This is a genomic window from Streptomyces sp. NPDC029526 (genome assembly GCF_040637405.1).
GTDB lineage: Bacteria > Actinomycetota > Actinomycetes > Streptomycetales > Streptomycetaceae > Streptomyces.
This window is the reverse complement of the sequence record NZ_JBEZWE010000005.1, coordinates 159,475-180,243: the sequence shown is the minus strand read 5'-3', so window position 1 is coordinate 180,243 and position 20,769 is coordinate 159,475. Positions and strand designations below refer to the sequence as shown.

The following is a 20,769-nucleotide window of genomic DNA, read 5'->3' as shown; positions in this document are numbered from 1 at the left end:
AACCCCCTGCGATGCGCCCCGAAGACGAGCAGCTGCCCCTGACACCCGTCCAGGCCCAACTGTGGTTCGCCGAGACCATGGAGACGAGCCGCACCCTCTACACCGAGTCCGGCGGACTGCGGCTGACCGGCCCCGTCGACCGTGCCGCCCTGGGGCGGGCGGTGCTCGCCGCCGTCGCACGCCACGAGGCCCTGCGCACCGTGGTGCCCGCACCGGACGGCGTTCCCGTGATGAGGGTCCTGCCCCCACCCGAGACGCCGCCCCTGACCTTCGCCAGCGTCCTCGGCATCCCGCCCGAACACCGGGACGAGGCCACGCGGGCCGCCGCCACCGACTTCGTGGAGCGGGCCGTGGACCTCGCCGAGGGGCCGCTCCTGCGGGCCCTGCTCATCGACGCCGACGAGGGCACGTCGGTGTTCGTCCTCGCCTGTCACCACGTGGTGTGCGACGCCACCTCCGCCGCCCTCGTCCTCGACGAGATCGTCCGCGACTACGAGGCGTTCACCGCGGGCCGGATCTCCTCCGTCCCCGAACCCGCCCTGCAGTTCGGCGACTTCGCCGTGTGGGAGCGCGACACCCGCGACGCGGCGGAGCCCGCGGAGCTGGCCCACTGGCGGGAGACCCTGCGGGACGCGCCGGACGTCCTGGACCTGGGGGCGGGCCGCCCGCGGCCCCCTCGGAAGGGCACCACCGGCACCCGGGTGGAGTTCCACCTCGGCGACGATCTCGCCGACCGGCTGCTCGCCCTCGCCCGGAGGCAGCGCACCTCCGGCTACGTCACGGCACTCGCCGCCTTCGCCGGACTCGTCGCCCGCCGCACCGGCCGCGACGACTTCCTCCTCGGCACCATGGTGCCGGGCCGGGACCTGCCCGAACTCGAACAGGTCGTCGGCCAGTTCGCCAACACCGTCCCCGTCCGCCTGGACGCCTCCGCGGACCCGGACTTCGAGGAGCTGATCCGCCGCACGGGCCGCGCCGTGTCCGCCGCCGCCGGCCACGGACGGACCAGTCTCGGCAGGATCGTCGAGACCGCGCTCCCCGGCGGCAGCCGCTCCGACAGCCGCAACGCCCTCCTGCAGCACCTCTTCCTGCCCCGTCTCTCCCCGGTGTCCACACCACGCTTCGGGGCCGCGGTCGCCGAGCCCTTCGAGGTGGACCGCACCCGCGGCCGCCTCGACACCATCACCGAGATCGACCTGAGTCCCGGACGGCTGCGCGCCTGGGTCGAATACGACACCGAACTGTTCACCGCGGACGAGATCGGCCTGCTGTTCACCGAGTACGCGGCCGTGCTCCGCGCCTGGGCCGAGGACCCCGCCGTCGCGCTGTCCGCCCTCCCCGTCACCGCCGTCGAGCCGGTCGGCGAGGACACCCGGCCCGAGGAGGAGGGCGGCGCCCGGACACCGTCGGCCGACTCGGTGCTGCTCTCCCTGGTCCGCGAGGTCTGGGCACGGGAACTGGGCCTGCCCGACGTCGGCCCCGACGACGACTTCTTCGTCATGGGCGGGCACTCCATGCTCTCCGCGAAGCTCGTCGGCCGGCTGGGGGAGACCTTCGCGGTGCGCCTGCCGCTGCGCACCCTCTTCGAGAACCCCACGCCCGCGCTGCTCACCGCCGAGATCCAGCGCATGTACCCCGAGATCGACGAACTGGTCCGCAGCGTCGCCCAGCTGACCGGCAGCCTCGCCGACACCGAGCCCGCGGTGGACGCGGAGGGGACGGCCGGGACCGGACCGGCCGGGGACGCCGCCGAGCGGCTCGTCCCGCTCGCCGCCTCACAGCTCCAGATCTGGCTGGCCGAGCAGAAGAACCCCGGGACGCTCACCCACACCGTGCCGATGCTGCTCACCCTGAACGGCCCGCTCGACACGGCTGCCCTCCGGGGCGCGGTCGCGGACGTCGTCGCCCGGCAGGAGGCCCTGCGCAGCACCTTCGTCGAGGTCGATGCCGAACCCCGCCAGCGCATCGTCCCGCACCTGGACGTGCCCGTCCCGCTGATCGACCTGTCCGGGACGCCCTCCCGGACGGAACGCGCGCGGGAAGCCGCCAGGCTGCGCCAGGAGACCGCCCACACCCCCCTCGACCTGGAGAACGGACCCCTGCTGAAGGTCCGCCTGGTCCGGCTGGGCGAGGAGGAGCACGTACTGCACCTGCTGTTCCACCACCTCGTCACCGACGAGGTGTCGATGACGCTGTTCATGCGGGAGCTGTCCGAGTTCTACCGGGCCCGCACCGAAGGACGCGCCCACCGCCTGCCGCCCCTGACCACCGGCATCGCCGACATCGTCGCGGACGAGCGCGCCATGCTCGCCGGACCGGAGGGCGAACGCCTGCGCCGCTACTGGGTGCGGCGGCTGACCGGGGCCCGCGAACTGCGCCTCGACACCGACCGGCCGCGCACGGCGGACATCGGCCAGGTGGGTGAGTTCCTCCAGGGCTGGGCACCGGGCGATCTGCTCACCCGCATGTCCGAGGCGGCCAGGGAGCGGCAGAGCACCGTCTTCACGGTGTTCCTCACCGCCGTCCTCACCGTGCTGCACCGGCTCAGCGGCGAGAACGACATCGTCATCGGCGTCCCGTGCGAGAACCGCACCCAGCCCGGTGCCGACCGGCTCATGGGGTGCTTCCTCAACGTGCTCCCGTTGCGCGTCGACTGCTCGGGGGACCCGACGTTCGCCGAATTCCAGCGCCGCGTCGGCGAACGGCTCCTCGACGCCTACGACCACCAGCGGCTCCCGGTCGCCGACATCGTGGACGCCCTGCGGCCGGTCCGCTCGGGCGACCGCCAGCCCCTGTTCCAGGTCACCTGCGAACTCCAGCTCGCTCTGTGGATGCCGCTGGACCTGCCGGACATCACGGTCGAGTACGAACTCGTCTCGCACGGCACCGCCCGCTACGAGATGTCCTTCCACGGCCAGGCCCGGCCCGACCGGCTGAGCGTGGCCCTGGAACTCAACACCGGCCTGTGGTCCCGGGAGACGGGGCTCGCACGCATCGACGACGTCCTGACGGTGCTGCGGCAGGCGACGGCCGAGGGCGGCGGCACGACCCCGCTGTCGGCCTTCCTGCCGGGCCGGCCCCTGGCTCGCTGACCGGCGAGAACCGTACGACGGGCAAGCCCGGTGCCACCGCGCCCGGCTGCCTCAGGGGCCCGGCACGGCGGCGGGGGAGGAGGCGGCGATCCCGCTCCCTCCCGCCGCCGTGGGACCCGGTACGGGCGTCAGACGGTCCGCACCGACATCGTGTACGACTGGCCGTGGCACGTCTCCAGGTGCGCGACCTCCGCCTCCAGCGCCTCCTTCGGCACCTCGGCGCTCTCGGAGAACAGCTGCACGTCCACGGTCCCGTCGGAGACCTCCCACACCCCGGCGACCCGCCCCCGGTGCACCACCACGGGCGTGATCCAGCCGGACGTGCGGCTCACCGCCTTGCGCCGCTCCGACCGCAGGAGGCGCGTGTCGGCCGTGCCCGGACCCAGCACGTACTGGTCGAACCCGGCCAGCAGCCGCACCTCCTCGGACGGCTCGGCGGCCGCCAGCGCGTCCACGTCCTCGGCACGCAGGTAGCACGCCGTCCCGTCCACCTCCACCTGCGCCAGCTCCTCACCGAGCGAGGCGAACCAGCCGCGGACCGCGGTCTTGCGGTGCGCGTTGCGCGTGAGCCAGGCGTCGAAGGTTTCCGGTGTCGCCGGCCCGTGCGCCCCGAGATACGCGGGGATCACGATGCGGGCCGCCTCCTCCGGCTCCATCGTCCCGGACCAGCCGGGCACCCGGTCGCGCGGTGAGGCGAAGGTGATGCGGTTGCCCTGGTTCGGTCCGTGACACAGCTTCCCCGTCCAGGCCAGCGGCTTGAGCACCGTCCCCCACCCGGAGGTCAGCTGCCCCTCCAGGGACGCGAACTCCTTCTGGGCGACCAGTGCCTCGGTGAGTTCCTGACGGGTCAGGGACCGGCCGGCGAGGAGCTCGTCGACGGCTTCGCCCAGGGCCGTCATCTGCTCCGGCGTGACCCCGAAGGTCCGCTGCCAGGCGGGCTTCTCCCAGGTCTTGGCCGCCGCCATCAACGACAGGTAGGCCGCCACGTGTTCCACCGCCACGAGGTGCAGCGTGCCCCGCATGACCCAGGTCTTGACGACCTCGCGAGCGTCGAGCGCCTGCTGGACGGCGTCGGCCTTCGGCTTCCGCTGCCGGACGGCGAGGGCGAGTTCCGCCGATGAGGCCACCTGCGCCTGAACGCCCGCCAGTTCCCGCACGAGGGTGGCGACGGACGACGTCCCCCGCGGGGCCAGGCTCTGCTGTCGCAGCCGCCAGGCGAGCACCTGGTCATGGGTCACGTGCATGTTGCGCTCCTCGTCGACTTGGTCATGGACCGCTCGCCATCGTGCCCGAACGGCGTCCCGGGACGCGCTCGTTCCGCTGGAGAACGGCTGAAGTGATGCGGTGCATGCTCGGCTCGGCGCCTGCGCACGGTGGCGCGCAGGCACAGCCCGTCCCCTCGGCGTGGTCCGGGCGCGTCGCGATGTCCGCCGAGTCGTCACCGAGACTCGGCCCGGAGGCGATGTCGGGCCGTCGGCGACCGCCGATCCATGAGGGAATCATCACCTCCGGGGGCTCCACGCACGGGCTGGACGTCCGGTCCCGACCGTGCGCCGTCCTTCCGGCAGAGCGCCGCGCGGATCCGCGCGGAGATGCTGCGGACCCCGGCACCCGGTGCGGTGGTGCCGACGCTGGAACAGCTGACGGCCCGGCACCGTGTGTCGGCCGGGCAGCGTGTCCGGCGCTGAGCCCTGTCCGGTGACCTTTGGTCCCGGGGCCGCGGCGTTCCTGGACGGGCACGTACGGGACGCCGCTGGGCCCTCGGGGCAAGGATCAGCGCCGGGCGCGATGAACGGTCGTCCCGGAACTGGCGTCGGCCAAGGACGCGGCGAGGAACCGACCCGTGACCGAGTGCTCGGCCTTCGCCAGGTCGGCGGGGGTGCCCTCGAAGATCACCCGGCCGCCCTCGCTGCCGCCCCCGGGACCGAGGTCGACGACCCAGTCCGCGTGCTTGACGACGTCGAGATTGTGCTCGATGACGATGACCGAGTTCCCCTTCTCGACCAGGCCGTCGACCAGGTGGACGAGGCTGTCGACGTCGGACATGTGGAGCCCGGTGGTGGGCTCGTCCATGACGTAGACGCTGCCCTTCTTACCGAGCTCCGTGGCGAGCTTGATGCGCTGGCACTCTCCGCCGGAGAGCGTGTTCAGCGGCTGGCCGAGCTGGAGATAGCCGAGGCCGACCCGGTTGATGGAACGGAGGGTCGTGGCAACCCTGGGTTCGGTGAAGAACTCGGCCGCCTCGGCGGCACTCATCGACAGCACGTCGTGGATGTTCTGCCCGCGCAGGGTCAGACGCAGGACGTCTTCGGTGAAACGCATCCCCGCGCACACCTCGCAGGTCGTGATCATCGGATCCATGAAGGCGAGGTCGGTGTAGATGATGCCGTGTCCCTGGCAGGTGGGGCAGGCGCCCTCGGAGTTGAAGCTGAACAGTGAGGGGCTGACCTGGTTCTCGCGGGCGAACAGCCTGCGGATCTCGTCCATGATGCCGGTGTAGGTCGCCGGGTTCGAACGCCGATTGGTGGTGACCGCGGACTGGTCGATGACGACCGCCGAGGGGTGTTGCCGCAACAGCACGTCGTGAATGAGTGTGCTCTTGCCGGAGCCGGCCGGCCCGGTGACGGCGGTCAGTACGCCGAGCGGAATCCGTACGCTGATGTCCTTGAGGTTGTGGGCCCGGGCTCCCGTCACCTCCAGGTGCCCCCTGGCCTCGCGGAACCGGTCCTTGATCGGGGTGATCCTGCGGAGGAACCGTCCCGTCGGCGTGTCCGCCTCGGTGAGGCCCCGGACGTCGCCCTGGTAGACGATCTCGCCTCCGTGGCGCCCGGCCCCGGGCCCGATGTCGATGACGTGTTCGGCCATCTCGATGATGTCGCGGTCGTGCTCGACCACCAGCACCGTGTTGCCCTTCCCGGCCAGTTCCATCAGGAGCCGGCTGAGCCGCTGGACGTCGCTGGGGTGCAGGCCGATCGTGGGCTCGTCGAAGATGTAGACCATGTCGACGAGCGAACTGTTGAGGTGCCGCACCATCTTGATGCGCTGCGACTCGCCGCCGGAGAGCGTGGACGTCTCGCGGTTGAGGCTGAGGTATCCCAGCCCCAGTTCGACGAGGTGCTGGAGCCGCTCGATCAGACTGGCCGTCAGGGTGGAGACGGAGGACGCGTCGACCTTCGTGACGGCGTCCATCAAGTCGGTGATCTCCAGGGCGGCGAGTTCGGCGATGTTCCGGCCGTTGATGCGGCACCCGAGCGCCTGCCGGCTGAGCCGCTGACCCTGGCAGGTGTCGCAGGGCCCCCGGGTGACGACCCGCTCCAGTGCCCCCCGGTTCTTGGCGCTCATCTCGTCCGGCTCCTTGCGCAGGTAGAGCCGGTTGAACTTGTCCATCAGCCCTTCGTACTTGGAGTTGATCTTGCCGCCCTGCCACTCCAGAGCGATCGACCCCTGGGTCCCGTACAGGAACGCCTGCCACTCGCTCTCGGTGTAGTCACGGAGCTTCTTGTCGTTGTCGAAAAGGCCGGAATTGGCGTACAGCTTCCAGAACCAGCCCCCCACATTGAAGGCGGGGTGCCGGATGGCGCCCTCGTTCAGCGACTTGGACTTGTCGAGCAGCTTGTCGAGGTCGACCTGCACCCGGTGGCCGAGGCCCTCGCAATCGGGGCACATTCCGGAGGGGTCATTGAACGAGAAGGCGTTCGAATAGCCGATCCAGGGTTTGCCCACCCGGGAATAGAGCAGCCGGAGCAACGCGTAGATGTCGGTGATCGTCCCGACGGTGGACCGCGCGTTCCCCCCGATCCGCTTCTGATCGATGATCACCGCAGTCGAGAGGTTCGCGATGTCGTCCACGTCGGGCTGGCCGTATTTGGGCAGGCGGTTGCGCACGAACGCGGTGAACGTCTCGTTGAGCTGCCGCTGGGATTCCGCCGCGATGGTGTCGAACACCAAGGACGACTTCCCGGATCCCGATACCCCCGTGAAGACGGTGACCATGTGTTTCGGCACCTCCACGGAGATGCCCTTGAGGTTGTTCTCACGGGCACCGATGATCTGAATAGCCTTCTGCTGCATGAGCGTCCTCACATCGACGGAAGCGAGCGGCTTCTCACGCTAGCGGCGATTGAGGACAGATCCCGGCCGCAATATCGACGCAGCCCGTCCCGGACGGCGCGATGGGGCAGCGGACCGGCTGTGTTCCGTGACGCAGGGCCGGGGACGCCACCGGAATGCGCGGCGCGTTCCGGGTCAGGGCTCACGTGTCGATCGACGTCCGCCGCGGGTCGGTCTTGATCCGTGAGGCCGTCGGCATTGTCCGGCAGGATCGACCACGGACGCATTGACCAGCCGGCTTCCCCCGGGCTGCGTGAGATGGCGTGAGACGTGAGAAGGTCTGGTGCGTGAGCGAGACACCACCGAACACCCTGCAATACCGCTGTGACGGGCCGGAAGACGCCCCGGTCCTGATCCTCGGACCGTCCCTGGGCACGACGTGGCACATGTGGGACCGCCAGGTGCCCGAACTGGCACAGCAGTGGCGCGTGTTCCGGTTCGATCTGCCCGGGCACGGCGGGGCTCCCGCCCGGCCGGCGGACTCCGTGGGCGAGCTCGCGACCCGGCTGCTGGCCACGCTCGAAGGGCTCGGGGTGCAGCGGTTCGGGTACGCCGGGTGCGCGCTCGGCGGCGCGGTGGGCATCGAGTTGGCGTTGCGCCACCCCGAACGCCTCGCCTCCCTCGCGCTGATCGCGGCCTCACCGCGCTTCGGTTCGGCCGACGAGTTCCGGCGGCGGGGAGTGATCGTGCGCACCAACGGGCTGGACCCGATGGCGCGCAGTGCGCCCGAGCGCTGGTTCACCGGCGGGTTCGCGGCGGCGCAGCCCGCCATCACCGAGTGGGCCGTGCAGATGGTGCGCACGACCGACCCCGGCTGCTACATCGCGGCCTGCGAGGCCCTCGCCTCCTTCGACGTGCGGGCCGGACTCGGCAGCATCGGTGTGCCCACGCTCGTCCTGGTCGGCTCGGAGGACCAGATCACCGGGCCGGCCGAGGCGCGCAACCTGGTCGCCGGGATCCCGGACGCCCGGCTCGCCGTCGTCCCCGGCGCCTCCCACCTGGTGCCGGTCGAGCAGCCCGCCGCCGTGACCGATCTGCTGGTGCGGCACTTCTCGACCGCCTGGCAGCCGGCCTTCGACAGCAGCACCGGGCAGGTCGCCCTGCCCACCGGCGCCGTCCCCCGCCCGGCCCCCGCCCCGGCGGCCGTTCCGCATCCGGCGCCCGCCGCGCCTGTCGCCGAGATCGCCCCGGCCGTCGGCCCCCAGCAGCCCGCCCATGGCGTCACCGACGCGTACGACGCGGGGATGAAGGTGCGCCGGGACGTGCTGGGGGACGCGCACGTCGACCGCGTGCTGGCGCAGGCCGACGACTTCTCGGCCGACTTCCAGGAGTTCGTGACCCGCTACGCCTGGGGCGGTGTCTGGGACCGGCCCGGCCTGGACCGGCGCACCCGCAGCTGTGTCACGCTGACCGCCCTGGTCGCCGGCGGCCACCTGGAGGAGCTGGCCTCCCACACCCGGGCGGCCCTGCGCAACGGCCTGACTCCGGAGGAGATCAAGGAAGTCCTGCTCCAGGCGGCCGTGTACTGCGGCGTCCCGGCCGCGGGCAGCGCCTTCCGCGTGGCCCAGCAGGTCATCCGGGAGGAGACCACACCTCAGGAGTGAGCGAGGAGACCACACCGCAGGAATGAGCAGGGGGAGCAAGGAGCGAGCGGGAGGCACGGATCCGGGCCCGGCGGCCGGCGGTGCCCCGCACGGCGGCCCGGGGAGGAGCAGCCGCGTGGACGCGTCGCCCCGCCCGGTCGCAGGGAGCCCTCGCCCGCCCGGCGGCAGCACCCCCTACCCTCGGCCGGCACCGACCGGCACCGACCGCTCGCCCTGGCCCGTCCGCCCCTCGCCCCGGCCTGTCCTCCCGGCCGGGCTCGCCGCCGCGGGGGCAGGATGGAGACATGAAGCTCACCAAGATGTCGCACTCCTGCGTCCGCCTGGAACGGGACGGCCGTGCCCTGGTCATCGACCCCGGCGGGTTCACCGAGCCGGACGCCGCCGTCGGCGCGGAGGCCGTGCTGGTCACGCACGAGCACCCCGACCACTTCGACGAGGGACGGCTGCGGGCGGCCCTGGAGGCCGACCCGGCGACCGAGATCTGGACCCTGAGGGCGGTCGCCGAGCAGCTCACCGCGGCCTTCCCCGGGCGTGTGCACACCGTCGGGCACGGTGACACCTTCACGGCCGCCGGCTTCGACGTCGAGGTGCACGGCGAGCTGCACGCCGTGATCCACCCGGACATCCCGCGCATCACCAACGTCGGCTACCTCGTCGACGGCGGCGCGGTCTTCCACCCCGGCGACGCCCTGACCGTCCCCGGCCGCCCCGTGGAGACGCTGATGCTCCCGGTCATGGCCCCCTGGAACAAGATCGCCGAGGTCATCGACTACGTCCGGGAGGTGCGCCCCGAGCGCGCCTACGACATCCACGACGCCCTGCTCACCGACCTCGCCCGCCCGATCTACGACCGGCAGATCGGCGCCCTCGGAGGCACCGATCACCTGCGGCTGGAGCCCCGCGCGTCGGTCGAGCTGTGAGCGAGCGGCGGCGGATCCGGGTTGTCACAGGTGCCGGGTAGGTTGGGGGGCATGCGCATCGCGACCTGGAACGTGAACTCGATCACCGCCCGCCTGCCGAGGCTCCTGGCCTGGCTGGAGAGCAGCGGCACGGACGTGCTGTGCCTCCAGGAGGCCAAGGTCGCCGAGGAGCAGTTCCCCGTGGAGCCCCTGCGCGAGCTGGGGTACGAGGCGGCGGTGCACGCCACCGGCCGGTGGAACGGCGTGGCGGTGCTCTCCCGCGTCGGCCTCGAGGACGTCGTCAAGGGCCTCCCCGGCGACCCGGGGTACGAGGGCTCGGTGGAACCGCGGGCGATCTCCGCCACCTGCGGGCCGGTCCGCGTCTGGTCCGTGTACGTGCCCAACGGCCGCGAGGTGGAGCACCCGCACTACGCCTACAAGCTCCAGTGGCTGGAGGCGCTGCGGGCCGCCGTCGCGGGGGACGCGGCGGGCAGCCGCCCGTTCGCCGTGATGGGCGACTACAACGTGGCGCCGACCGACGACGACGTCTACGACCGGGCGGCGTTCGAGGGCTCCACCCACGTGACCCCCGCCGAGCGGGCCGCCCTCGCGTCCCTGCGCGGCGCCGGGCTGACCGACGTGGTGCCGCGCCCCCTGAAGTACGACCACCCGTTCACGTACTGGGACTACCGCCAGTTGTGCTTCCCGAAGAACCGGGGCATGCGCATCGACCTGGTCTACGGCAACGAGGCGTTCGCCAAGGCGGTCACCGACTCCTACGTGGACCGCGAGGAGCGCAAGGGCAAGGGCGCCTCCGACCACGCACCGGTCGTCGTCGACCTGGACGTCGCCGTGGACACCGCCCCGGACGCCTGAGCCGCGTCCCGCCCCCTGCCTCGGCTCCCGCCGCCCCGGCCCGCACACCCGCCGGGGCGGTCCCGTGGCCGCGCCTCGCCGGGCCCCGCCCGTCACGCCGGGAGGTCGCCCACCCCTCCCGAACCCGCGCGCCCTGTGGTGCACCACGCGGTGCGAGTGCCAGGCTGGAGGGATGAACATCCCCTTCCTGGGCAGCCGGCGCCGGAAGCCGGGGTTCCCCGACGCCGAGGGCCTCGCGGAACCCCTGGCCGAGTGCGAGCTGCTGCGCTCCCAGGCGTCCCGGTCCGGCGTCCGACTGGACGACTCCCCGGCCTCGTTGGAGGCGCTGGACCAACTGGTGCCGGGCTGGCGGGACGACGAGGACACCCTGAACTGGCTGGGCAACGACGCCGGTCTCTACCTCGGCACGGTGATCGTGCGGACCGTGGAGGGTGCCCGCTGGGAGATCCGCGGCGACGGGCAGCCCGTCGTACGGCTCGCCTCCGGCCGCGAGTTCGACGTCGTGGAGTCCGGGCACGCGTGGGCATCCAGCGGCGCCCCCGAACTGTCCCAGCTCTATGCCGAGGTCGCCGAGGCGTGACACCCTGACCGTCCAGTACCGCCCGGCCCGTTCGTCCGTGCCCCGCCCGTCCCGTCCGCCGCGCCCCGCCCGGACGCGGGCCGTCGGACGGAGGGCCGCCCGTCGCGGGACCGCCGGCGGCGAGGAGAGTGACGCGACCGCGCGGACGGCCGCCCGGCCCGCAGTGGAGGGCGGTGAAGCAAAGGGCGGTGAAGTAAAGGGCGATGAAGTAAAAGGCTGTGGAGCAAAGGGCGGTAAATACGGCTATTGGCAGGAAAGTGCGTGTCGCGCCCTCCGTGCGATCTTGCCTGGATACGTTGCGGCAGCACCACACGGCTGAGAACGAGTAGGGGCGGTATGGCCGTCGATCCGCTGATCGAACTGCAGAACGTCAACAAGTACTTCGGTGACCTGCATGTCCTGCAGGACATCGATCTCACCGTGGACCGGGGGGAGGTGGTCGTCGTCATCGGCCCCTCGGGCTCGGGGAAGTCGACCCTGTGCCGGGCGATCAACCGGCTGGAGACCATCCAGTCCGGCACCATCCGGCTCGACGGCCGGCCGCTGCCGGACGAGGGGAAGGAGCTGGCGCGGCTGCGGGCCGATGTCGGGATGGTCTTCCAGTCGTTCAACCTCTTCGCGCACCGCACGGTCCTGCAGAACGTCTCGCTGGGCCAGATCAAGGTCCGCGGCCGCAAGAAGGAGGAGGCGGACCGCCGTTCCCGTGAGCTGCTCGACCGGGTGGGCGTCGCCGACCAGGCCGACAAGTACCCGGCACAGCTCTCCGGCGGGCAGCAGCAGCGGGTGGCGATCGCGCGGGCGCTGGCGATGGAGCCGAAGGCGATGCTGTTCGACGAGCCGACCTCCGCCCTGGACCCGGAGATGATCACGGAGGTGCTGGAGGCCATGAAGGCCCTGGCCGCGGACGGCATGACGATGATCGTCGTCACCCACGAGATGGGCTTCGCCCGCTCGGCCGCCCACCGCGTCGTGTTCATGGCCGACGGCCGGATCGTCGAGGACCGCACGCCCGACGACTTCTTCGCCCGCCCGAGCAGCGACCGGGCTAAGGACTTCCTCTCCAAGATCCTCAAGCACTGAGCGGGGTGGCGCCGAGCCGTCCGCCCGGCCGGACCTCGACTACGATGGCTCCTCCGCCCCGGTGGAGGAGGGGACTTCGCACCGGGAGCGGGGACGTCGCCGCAGGGAGGGGCCCACCGCCCCCCGCCCGTGGGTGACGGCCACATCGGCCAGTCCCGTCCGGCCGCAGCCGGAGATCACTGCTCGCCCAGCGGCACCGACACGTACGACGGGTCGTGGGCCGGCGAGGAGAAGGTCAGCTGCGCGCCGGACGGGTTGTGCTCGATGTAGAGCGGATCGACCGTGTCGACGACCAGGGCGAGCCGGTGCCCGGCCGGTACGTCGTAGGCCGTCGCGAACAACTCCAGGTCGACACCGAACGCCTGACCGGGGGTGCGGCCGTGGAAGGTGTACGGCGCGCTGCTGACCAGCCGGCCGACCCCGAGCGGCCCGACGTCGTACAGGTAGGCGATGAAGGTGCCGCTGCCGGCCGTCGGGGTGAGGGTGGTGTGCAGCGTCGGCGTGCCGCGCACCTTCCGTGCCGTCGGATACCGCTCCGACTGCCACACGGCCGCCCAGCGGCGGGGCAGCAGCGGCACCCACGCCATCGGGGGCAGCCGGGCCACCTGGTCCAGGATGCTCGACAGGAAGACGATGCCGCCGTCCGCACCGGAGTTGACGTTCGTGCGGAGGGTGGTGGAGTCCGCCAGGTCGAACTTCCGGGTGGTGGCGGCCACCGACTTCCAGTCCGGGTAGGTCTCGTAGCCGCCGGAGGTACGGGACTTCAGCAGGACCGGCTGTTCCCGGCCCACCCCGTTGGGGACGCCGCGCAGGTGGTGGTCGAACCAGCGCCGGGTGTCGCGCCACACGTCGTTGGGCAGCCCGAGCAGGCCGGTCACCTCCGGGGTGGCGTGGTCGCCGGGGCGCAGCTGGAGGCGCTTGGGGCCGGACAGCTTCTCGTACAGGTCGGCGTACTGGTTGGGCGGGAACACGGTGTCGCCCCAGGCGCCCGCGAGCATGACGGCCACGCCGCTGTCGTTGAGCCGGTCGACGTACGTCGCGGGGGAGCGGACCTTCCCCCAGGCGATCATCTCCTGCTCCCGGGAGAGGTCGGAGGCGTAGAGGGCGTCGAAGACGCGGCGGACCTCGGGGCTCGGGCGGCCGGTCAGACGTCCTACGCCGTCCAGCACGGCGGCGGCCTGCACGTGCTGGGTCCGCTCGGAGTAGACCGACTCGATCAGGTCGGCCCAGCCGCTGAGTGCCGCCACGGCACGGACCCGCCGGTCGTGGGCGGCGGCCAGCAGGCTGATCCCGGCGCCGTAGGAGACGCCCGCCATGCCGACGCGGTCCCCGTCCGCCGGCGTGTGCGCGAGGGCCCAGTCGATCACCCGGGAGGCGTCGGCGGTGTCGGCCGGCCCGGCGACCTCGATCTGCCCGCCGGACTGCCAGAAGCCGCGCACGTTGTACGACACCACCACGTACCCGGAGTCGGCGAGCCTCCGCGCCTGGGCCAGGTACTCGGCCTGGGGGAAACCCCAGCTGGTGGGCAGCACGACGAGCGGGTACCGGCGGCCGGCCTCCGCGCGGGCCGGGGTGACGACGTTGGCCTTGAGGAGGGTGCCGCCGTCCCCGGTGATGTCGACGAAGCGGACCGGACCGGGCGCCGCGTGGGCCGCGGGTGCGGTGGTGAGGGCGCTCCCGGCGATCAGGGTCGCCGAGGCGGCGCCCAGGGCGGTGGTGCGCAGGGCCCTGCGAGGTCGTCGCACGGTCACTCCTCACTCGTGTCAGTGGAAAGTGACCAGACGGTAACCTCGGGCGCCGACCCGAGGTAACCCGTCGGTAAGTTACGTGCCAGTAAAGAATGTTGAGCGGCGGAGGGCTCAGGGCGCCCGGTGCGCCCCGCCGCGTTCGGCGGGCACCGGCAGCGGCGACTGCGCCGCCCGCGTCACGTCCCCGACGAGTTCGACCACGTCCGGCCCGTACGCCTGGGAGTTGACCACCTTCAGCAGCAGCACGAAGGAGCCGGTGCCGTGCTTGCGGGCCAGCCGCTCGTGGTGCCGGGCGAGATAGCGGGTGGCCGCCTGGTTGGTGATCGCCCGCTGGCCGCAGAACAGGAACACCGGCCGGGCCTCCCGCCGGTCCCCGGCCGTCAGCCGGGCCAGCAGCACGTACTCCGTGACCCCCGGCTCCATCCGGTAGCGCTCACCCCCGATCTGGAACGCGCCCCGGTCCGGGCCCGGTTCGGGATCCACGTTCACCCGCACCCCGGGCAGCATGGCCGCCATGTGGGCCACCATCCGGCGGTTCGTCCCCGGGCCGCCGACGCAGAACTCCGTGCGCTCGCCGAAACCCTGGTGCGCGGTGTCCTGGGTGACCACCTGCACGTTCGCCCCGCACTCCTTGACCAGCGCGGAGAGTTCGAGCAGGGAGAACACGTCGAAGCGGTGCACCGCCGGTTCCGCCGTCGCCGGGTCGCGGTTGACGACGAGCAGGGACTCGGCGTTCTCCGGCAGCCCGAAGAAGACCTGCTTGCGCCGGAGCCTGCGCCGGTACAGATACGTCCTGGCCGTCCAGCCCAGCGCGGCGCCGGCCACGGCGGCGATCACCACACCCAGCACCACGTTGCGTATGTCGTCCGTCATGGGCGCGCATGCTAGCGGTCCCCGGCGCACCGGTGTCCGTCACCCCGGGGCGGCCCGGTCCTGGCCTCACCGGTCCGGAGCCCGCCGCCGACGCCGGGGAGACCCGTCGGACGCCGGGGAGACCCGTCGGACATCCCTCGGCCTCCCGTCGGCCGTCCGGGGATCGCCCGGCGAGGCGTTCCTGACGGGAGCATGGCGAAGACGTAGGCTGCGCCAACGGTCCCTCACCGGAGGTGCGCATGCGTCGTCCCGTCGCACGGAAGCTGGCGGTCCTCGCGGTCTCGGCCGCCGTGGTCTCGGTGGGAGCGGGCACACCGCCCGCCGGCCCCCACCGCCCCGGCCCGCCGCCCGCCAAGGCCCCGGTGGCCGTCGGGCACGGCGGCGCCGTCTCCAGCGTCGACGCCGACGCCTCCGCCGCCGGGATCGAGGTCCTGCGCGAGGGCGGCAACGCCGTCGACGCGGCCGTCGCCACGGCAGCCGCCCTCGGCGTCACCGAGCCCTACTCGGCCGGCGTCGGCGGCGGGGGCTACTTCGTGTACTACGACGCCCGCACCCGCTCCGTGCACACCCTCGACGGCCGGGAGACCGCGCCGCTCACCGCGGGACGGGACCTGTTCCTGGAGGACGGCGAGCCGATCCCGTTCGCCGAGGCCGTCAGCAGCGGCCTCGCCGTCGGCACCCCGGGCACCCCCGCCACCTGGCAGCGGGCGCTCGACGCGTGGGGCCGCAAGGGGCTCGGGACAGTGCTGAAGCCCGCCGAGCGGCTGGCCCGCGACGGCTTCACCGTCGACGCCACCTTCCGCTCCCAGACCGCCGCCAACGAGACCCGCTTCCGCCACTTCCCGGACACCGCCGAGCTGTTCCTGCCCGGAGGCGAACTCCCCGTCGTGGGTTCCACGTTCACCAATCCCGACCTCGCCCGCACCTACGCCGAACTGCGGCGCGAGGGCGTCGACGCCCTCTACCGCGGCGCCATCGGCCGGGACGTCGTCGCCACCGTCACCAAGCCGCCCGTGGACCCCGCCTCCGGCTGGAACGCACGCCCCGGCGACCTGAACGCCCGGGACCTCGCCGCCTACCGCGTCCTGCACCGGCCGCCGACCCAGACCTCCTACCGCGGCCTCTCCGTGCAGTCCATGGCCCCGTCGTCCTCCGGCGGCACCACCGTCGGCGAGGCCCTGAACATCCTGGAGCGGACCGACCTGTCCCGGGCCGACGAGACCCGCTACCTGCACCGCCTGATCGAGGCGAGCCGGATCGCCTTCGCCGACCGGGGACGCTGGGTCGGCGACCCGGCCTTCGAGGACGTACCGACCCGGGAACTGCTCTCCCAGCGGTTCGCCGACAGCCGGGCCTGCCTCCTCCGCGACGACGCGGTCCTCACCAGCCCGCTCGCCCCCGGCGACCCGCGCGACCCCGAGCCCTGTGCCGCGCGCGGCACGCCCGCCCCCACGACGTACGAGGGCGAGAGCACCACCCACCTCACCACCGCCGACCGCTGGGGCAACGTCGTCGCCTACACCCTCACCATCGAGCAGACCGGCGGCAGCGGCATCACCGTGCCCGGACGCGGCTTCCTGCTCAACAACGAGCTGACCGACTTCTCCTTCGCCCCCGCGAACCCGGCCGTCCACGACCCCAACCTGCCCGGTCCCGGAAAGCGGCCCCGGTCCTCGATGGCCCCGACGATCGTGCTCGACCGCCACGACCGGCCCGTGGTGGCGCTGGGCTCACCCGGCGGCTCCACCATCATCACGACGGTGCTGCAGACCCTCACCGGCTTCCTCGACCGCGGCCTGCCGTTGGCCGACGCCATCGCCGCGCCCCGCGCCAGCCAGCGCAACACCGCGCGGACCGACCTCGAACCCGGCCTGTACGACGACCCCGTCCGGCAGCGGCTGGAGAGGATCGGGCACCCCTTCACCCGGAACCCCGAGATCGGCGCCGTCACGGCCGTCCAACGCCTGCCCGGAGGGGCGTGGCTCGCCGCCGCCGAACCCGAGCGGCGGGGCGGGGGCTCCGCGCGGGTGGTCCGCCCCGCCCGCTGAAACCCGGGCCCAGGACGGGCAAGGCAGGGGGCACGGCGGACCCGGCCGGCGCCGCCCGCCGCGAACGGACGGCGCCGGGCTCCCCGTCCGCCACCCCGGCGCCGGGTCCCCGGCGGCCCCGCTCAGAGTTCCGGGGGCGGCGTCTGCGCCACGCGGAACGCGAGGCGCCCGTCCTCCGTCGCGACGGTGACCCGGCCGCCCTCCCGGAGCGTGCCGTCCAGCAGCAGCCGGGACAGCTCGTTGTCGACCTCCCGCTGGATGGTGCGGCGCAGCGGCCGGGCCCCGTACTCCGGCTGGTAGCCGCGCCGGGCCAGCCAGTCCACGGCGTCCTCGGTGAACTCCACGCCGATGCCCTGCCCCTTGAGGCCGCGCCGCGTCCCCTCCAGCAGCAGGTCGGTGATCCGGCGCAGCTCCTCGGGGGTCAGCTGGCGGAAGACCACCACCTCGTCGATGCGGTTGAGGAACTCGGGGCGGAAGTGGTCCCGCAGCGGTCGCAGGATCTGTTCGCGCCGCGCCTCCTCGTCCGCCTCCGTGCCGCCGGTCGCGAACCCCAGGGTGGCGCCCCGACGGGTGATCACGTCCGAGCCGAGGTTGCTGGTCATCACGATGACGGTGTTGGTGAAGTCGACCGTCCTGCCCTGCGCGTCGGTCAGCCGGCCGTCGTCGAGCACCTGCAGCAGGATGTTGAAGACATCGGGGTGGGCCTTCTCCACCTCGTCGAGCAGCAGCAGCGAGTACGGGTGCCGCCGCACCACCTCGGTCAGCTGGCCGGCCTCCTCGTGGCCGACGTACCCGGGCGGGGCGCCGACCAGGCGGCTGACCGTGTGCCGCTCCTGGTACTCGCTCATGTCGAGCCGGACCATCCGGTCGTCGCTGCCGAACAGGGCCTCGGCGAGCGCGCGGGCCAGTTCCGTCTTGCCGACACCGGTCGGTCCGAGGAAGAGGAAGCTGCCGATCGGCCGGTCCGGGCTGGCGAGCCCGGCCCGGGAGCGCAGCACCGCGTCCGAGACGACCCGTACGGCCTCGTCCTGGCCGACGACCCGCTGGTGCAGGTTCTGCTCCAGGCCCAGCAGCCGGGACTTCTCCTCCTCGGTGAGCCGGCTGACCGGGATACCGGTCTGCCGGGACACCACCTCGGCGATCGCCTCGGTGTCCACCGCCAGGTCCTGTCCCTCGTCCACCTCGCTGCCGCCCCCGGCCTCCTCGATGCGGCGCCTCAGCTGCGCGATCCGGTCCCGCAGCTCGGTGGCCCGCTCGTACTGCTCGTCCGCGACCGCCTGGTCCTTGTCGTAGGTCAGCTGCTCGGCCTCGCGCTCCAGGGCCCGTACGTCGGTGCCCTTGGTCCGGGCCCGCAGCCGCACCCGGGCGCCGGCCTGGTCGATGAGGTCGATGGCCTTGTCGGGAAGGCGGCGGTCGCTGATGTAGCGGTCGGACAGTTCCACGGCCGACACCAGCGCCTCGTCGGTGTACCGCACCTGGTGGTGGGCCTCGTACCGGTCGCGCAGGCCGCGCAGGATCTCGATGGCGTCCGCGGGGGTGGGCTCCGGCACCAGGATCGGCTGGAAGCGCCGGGCGAGCGCGGCGTCCTTCTCGATCCTGCGGTACTCCTCCAGGGTGGTCGCGCCCACCACGTGCAGCTCGCCCCGGGCCAGGGCCGGCTTGAGGATGTTCCCGGCGTCCATCGACCCGCCCTCACCGCCGCCCCCGGCGCCGACGACGGTGTGCAGCTCGTCGATGAAGACGATCAGCCGGTCGGAGTGGCCGCGGATCTCGTCGACGATGGCCGTCATCCGTTCCTCGAAGTCGCCCCGGTAGCGGGTGCCGGCCACCACGGCCGTCAGGTCCAGGGCGACCACCCGCCGTCCGAGGAGCACGTCGGGCACGTCACCGTCGGCGATGCGCAGGGCGAGCCCCTCGACCACGGCCGTCTTGCCGACGCCCGCGTCCCCGATCAGCACGGGGTTGTTCTTGCCGCGCCGGGAGAGCACCTCGACGGTCTGCTCGATCTCCTCCTCCCGGCCGATCACCGGGTCGACGCGGCCCTCGCGGGCCAGCTCCGTCAGGTCGCGCCCGTACTTGTCCAGGGTCGGTGTGCCGGTGGCGGGACGCGGCCGCTCGGCGCGCGGCGCCGGGCCCTCCGGCGTCTCGGAGGGCGCCGGGGGCGGCGCGAAGTGGGCCGCGCTGAGGATGTGGCCCGCGGCCGAGTCGGGGTTCGCGGCCAGTGCGCTGAGCACGTGCTCCGGGCCGATGTAGCCCGCGCCGCCGGCCCGTGCCATCTCGTGCGCGTCCAGCAGCGCGCGCTTGACGGCCGGGGTCAGGGACAGGGAGGTCGGCGGGGGAGCGGAGTCGGGCGCGTGCTGGGCGGGGCCCGACCGCTCGTCGATCTGCGAGGCCAGCGCGTCGGGATCCGCGCCCGCCCTGCTCAGCAGGCCGCGGGTCGGCTCACTGGCGAGGGCGGCCCGCAGCAGGTGCTGCGTGTCCAGGTCCCGGCTGCCGTGCTCGGCGGCGTACTGGGCCGCGTCCCGCACGAGTTCCCGGGCCGGCCGGCTCAGCAGCCGCCCGATGTCTATCTGCCGGGGGCGCGGCCCGCCGAAGAAGCGTGCGAGGAATTCTCCGAAGGGGTCCGAGCCGTAGCCCTGCGGACCTGTGAACCCGCTGGTCATGGCGATCCGTTCCGGCGCCTCGCGGGGTCCCCCTCAGGCGGAGCCGGGACCGGAGGACCCCGGGGCGCGCTCACTGCTCGACGTACCGGTCCGGACGCGGGTGCCCGGCCGGGTTCCCGGTTACACACGTGCGGGTCGTGCGGGTCGTGCGGGTCGTGCGGGTCGTGCGTGTCACGCGTGTCCCTGGGGCACCCCGAGGGTGCCCACCCCGTCACCTTCGCACGATCGCCCGGGGGCGGCACCCCGGGCCGGACGGGGCGGTGCCCCAGGGGCGCGGGACGGTCCGGAAGGGTGCGGCGGAGGCCGCGAGCGGGCGTGCGGCGGAGGTCGTGGGCGGGCGTGCGGCGGAGGCCGCGGGCGGGCGCGCGGCGGAGGCCACGGGCGGGCGCGCGGCGGTCCGTCAGCGGGCGGTGAGGATCCGGGGGCCGTCCTCCGTGACGGCCACCGTGTGCTCCGCGTGCGCCGCGCGCGAGCCGTCGTCGGTGCGCAGCGTCCAGCCGTCGGGGTCGGCGTGGTACCCGTCGCTGCCGCCGCCGATGACCATCGGTTCGATGGCGAGGACCAGGCCGGCCCGCAGCCGCAGCCCCCGGCCCGGCGGCCCCTCGTTCGGCACCGACGGGTCCTCGTGCATGCGGCGGCCGATGCCGTGCCCGCCGAAGTCCTGCGGGATGCCGAGGCCCGCCTCCCGGCACACGGTGCCGATGGCGTGCGCGATGTCGCCGATGCGGTTGCCGACCACGGCGGCCCCGATGCCGGCCGCGAGCGCCCGCTCGGCGGTCTCGATCAGTCGCAGGTCCGCCGGGCGCGGGGTGCCCACCACGAAGCTGAGCGCCGAGTCGCCCGCCCAGCCGCCGAGCTGCGCGCCGAAGTCCACGGACACCAGGTCGCCGTCGCGCAGCCGGTGGCCGGTCGGGATCCCGTGCACGATCGCGTCGTTCACCGAGGTGCACAGGACGGCGGGGAACGGGGTCGGCGCGAACGACGGCCGGTAGCCGAGGAACGGGGAGGAGGCACCCGCCGCCCGCAGCGCGTCGTGCGCGACCTCGTTCAGCTCCAGCAGGGAGACACCGACGTCCGCGGTCTCGCGCACGGCGGTCAGCGCACCCGCGACGACCTGGCCGGTCCGATACATGGCATCGATCGATGCCGGGGTCTTGAGCTCGATCATTCCAATTACTATACCGGTATTAGAATGG

Annotated in this window: 13 protein-coding genes; 7 read left to right on the top strand and 6 right to left on the bottom strand. The window is 73.0% G+C overall.

The features are described 5' to 3' along the window. Positions 1-11: 11 nt before the first annotated feature. Positions 12-3,092 carry a condensation domain-containing protein gene (locus AB0F01_RS15415; protein ID WP_362094824.1) on the top strand — a complete coding sequence of 1,027 codons (3,081 nt, stop codon included), beginning with the start codon at positions 12-14 and terminating at the stop codon, positions 3,090-3,092. A gap of 128 nt (positions 3,093-3,220) precedes the next feature. Here the strand turns inward: AB0F01_RS15415 and AB0F01_RS15410 are convergent, their stop codons facing one another. Together AB0F01_RS15410 and AB0F01_RS15405 are read right to left on the bottom strand one after the other, a co-directional pair. After that, a complete protein-coding gene (locus AB0F01_RS15410) occupies positions 3,221-4,336 on the bottom strand; it encodes a winged helix DNA-binding domain-containing protein (RefSeq protein ID WP_362094821.1) in 1,116 nt (371 codons plus the stop codon). Between the two features lie 529 nt (positions 4,337-4,865). Then, on the bottom strand, positions 4,866-7,163 hold the full coding sequence (locus tag AB0F01_RS15405) for an excinuclease ABC subunit UvrA (RefSeq protein WP_362094818.1): 2,298 nt from the start codon (positions 7,161-7,163) through the stop codon (positions 4,866-4,868). A gap of 326 nt (positions 7,164-7,489) precedes the next feature. On the opposite strand from AB0F01_RS15405, the gene pcaC reads away from it, so the two are divergent. The 5 genes from pcaC to AB0F01_RS15380 all read left to right on the top strand — a co-directional run bounded on the left by pcaC (position 7,490) and on the right by AB0F01_RS15380 (position 12,241). Beyond that, positions 7,490-8,806, top strand: a complete 1,317-nt coding sequence (gene pcaC, locus AB0F01_RS15400) for a 4-carboxymuconolactone decarboxylase (protein WP_362094816.1) — start codon at positions 7,490-7,492, stop codon at positions 8,804-8,806. A 284-nt stretch (positions 8,807-9,090) separates the two neighbouring features. Further along, positions 9,091-9,726, top strand: a complete 636-nt coding sequence (locus AB0F01_RS15395) for an MBL fold metallo-hydrolase (RefSeq protein ID WP_362094813.1) — start codon at positions 9,091-9,093, stop codon at positions 9,724-9,726. 51 nt (positions 9,727-9,777) lie between these two features. Continuing rightward, positions 9,778-10,581, top strand: coding sequence for an exodeoxyribonuclease III (locus AB0F01_RS15390; protein WP_362094810.1), 804 nt, complete (start codon positions 9,778-9,780; stop codon positions 10,579-10,581). A 172-nt stretch (positions 10,582-10,753) separates the two neighbouring features. Next, entirely contained in the window at positions 10,754-11,161 is a 408-nt protein-coding gene (locus AB0F01_RS15385; RefSeq protein WP_362094807.1) for a DUF6278 family protein, read from the top strand. 336 nt (positions 11,162-11,497) lie between these two features. Then, positions 11,498-12,241: an amino acid ABC transporter ATP-binding protein gene (locus AB0F01_RS15380; RefSeq protein ID WP_362094804.1), complete on the top strand. Its 744-nt coding sequence runs from the start codon at positions 11,498-11,500 to the stop codon at positions 12,239-12,241. A gap of 176 nt (positions 12,242-12,417) precedes the next feature. Here the strand turns inward: AB0F01_RS15380 and AB0F01_RS15375 are convergent, their stop codons facing one another. Continuing rightward, complete coding sequence (locus tag AB0F01_RS15375) at positions 12,418-13,986, bottom strand: alpha/beta fold hydrolase (RefSeq protein ID WP_362094801.1); 1,569 nt, start codon at positions 13,984-13,986, stop codon at positions 12,418-12,420. Between the two features lie 114 nt (positions 13,987-14,100). After that, positions 14,101-14,862, bottom strand: coding sequence for a hypothetical protein (locus AB0F01_RS15370; RefSeq protein WP_362094798.1), 762 nt, complete (start codon positions 14,860-14,862; stop codon positions 14,101-14,103). 239 nt (positions 14,863-15,101) lie between these two features. On the opposite strand from AB0F01_RS15370, the gene ggt reads away from it, so the two are divergent. Beyond that, complete coding sequence (gene ggt / locus AB0F01_RS15365) at positions 15,102-16,910, top strand: gamma-glutamyltransferase (RefSeq protein WP_362094795.1); 1,809 nt, start codon at positions 15,102-15,104, stop codon at positions 16,908-16,910. Positions 16,911-17,032: 122 nt separating this feature from the next. Here the strand turns inward: ggt and AB0F01_RS15360 are convergent, their stop codons facing one another. Together AB0F01_RS15360 and map are read right to left on the bottom strand one after the other, a co-directional pair. Continuing rightward, positions 17,033-19,573 carry an ATP-dependent Clp protease ATP-binding subunit gene (locus AB0F01_RS15360; RefSeq protein ID WP_362094792.1) on the bottom strand — a complete coding sequence of 847 codons (2,541 nt, stop codon included), beginning with the start codon at positions 19,571-19,573 and terminating at the stop codon, positions 17,033-17,035. A gap of 400 nt (positions 19,574-19,973) precedes the next feature. Continuing rightward, positions 19,974-20,741, bottom strand: coding sequence for a type I methionyl aminopeptidase (gene map, locus AB0F01_RS15355; RefSeq protein ID WP_362094789.1), 768 nt, complete (start codon positions 20,739-20,741; stop codon positions 19,974-19,976). Between the last annotated feature and the right edge of the window lie 28 nt (positions 20,742-20,769).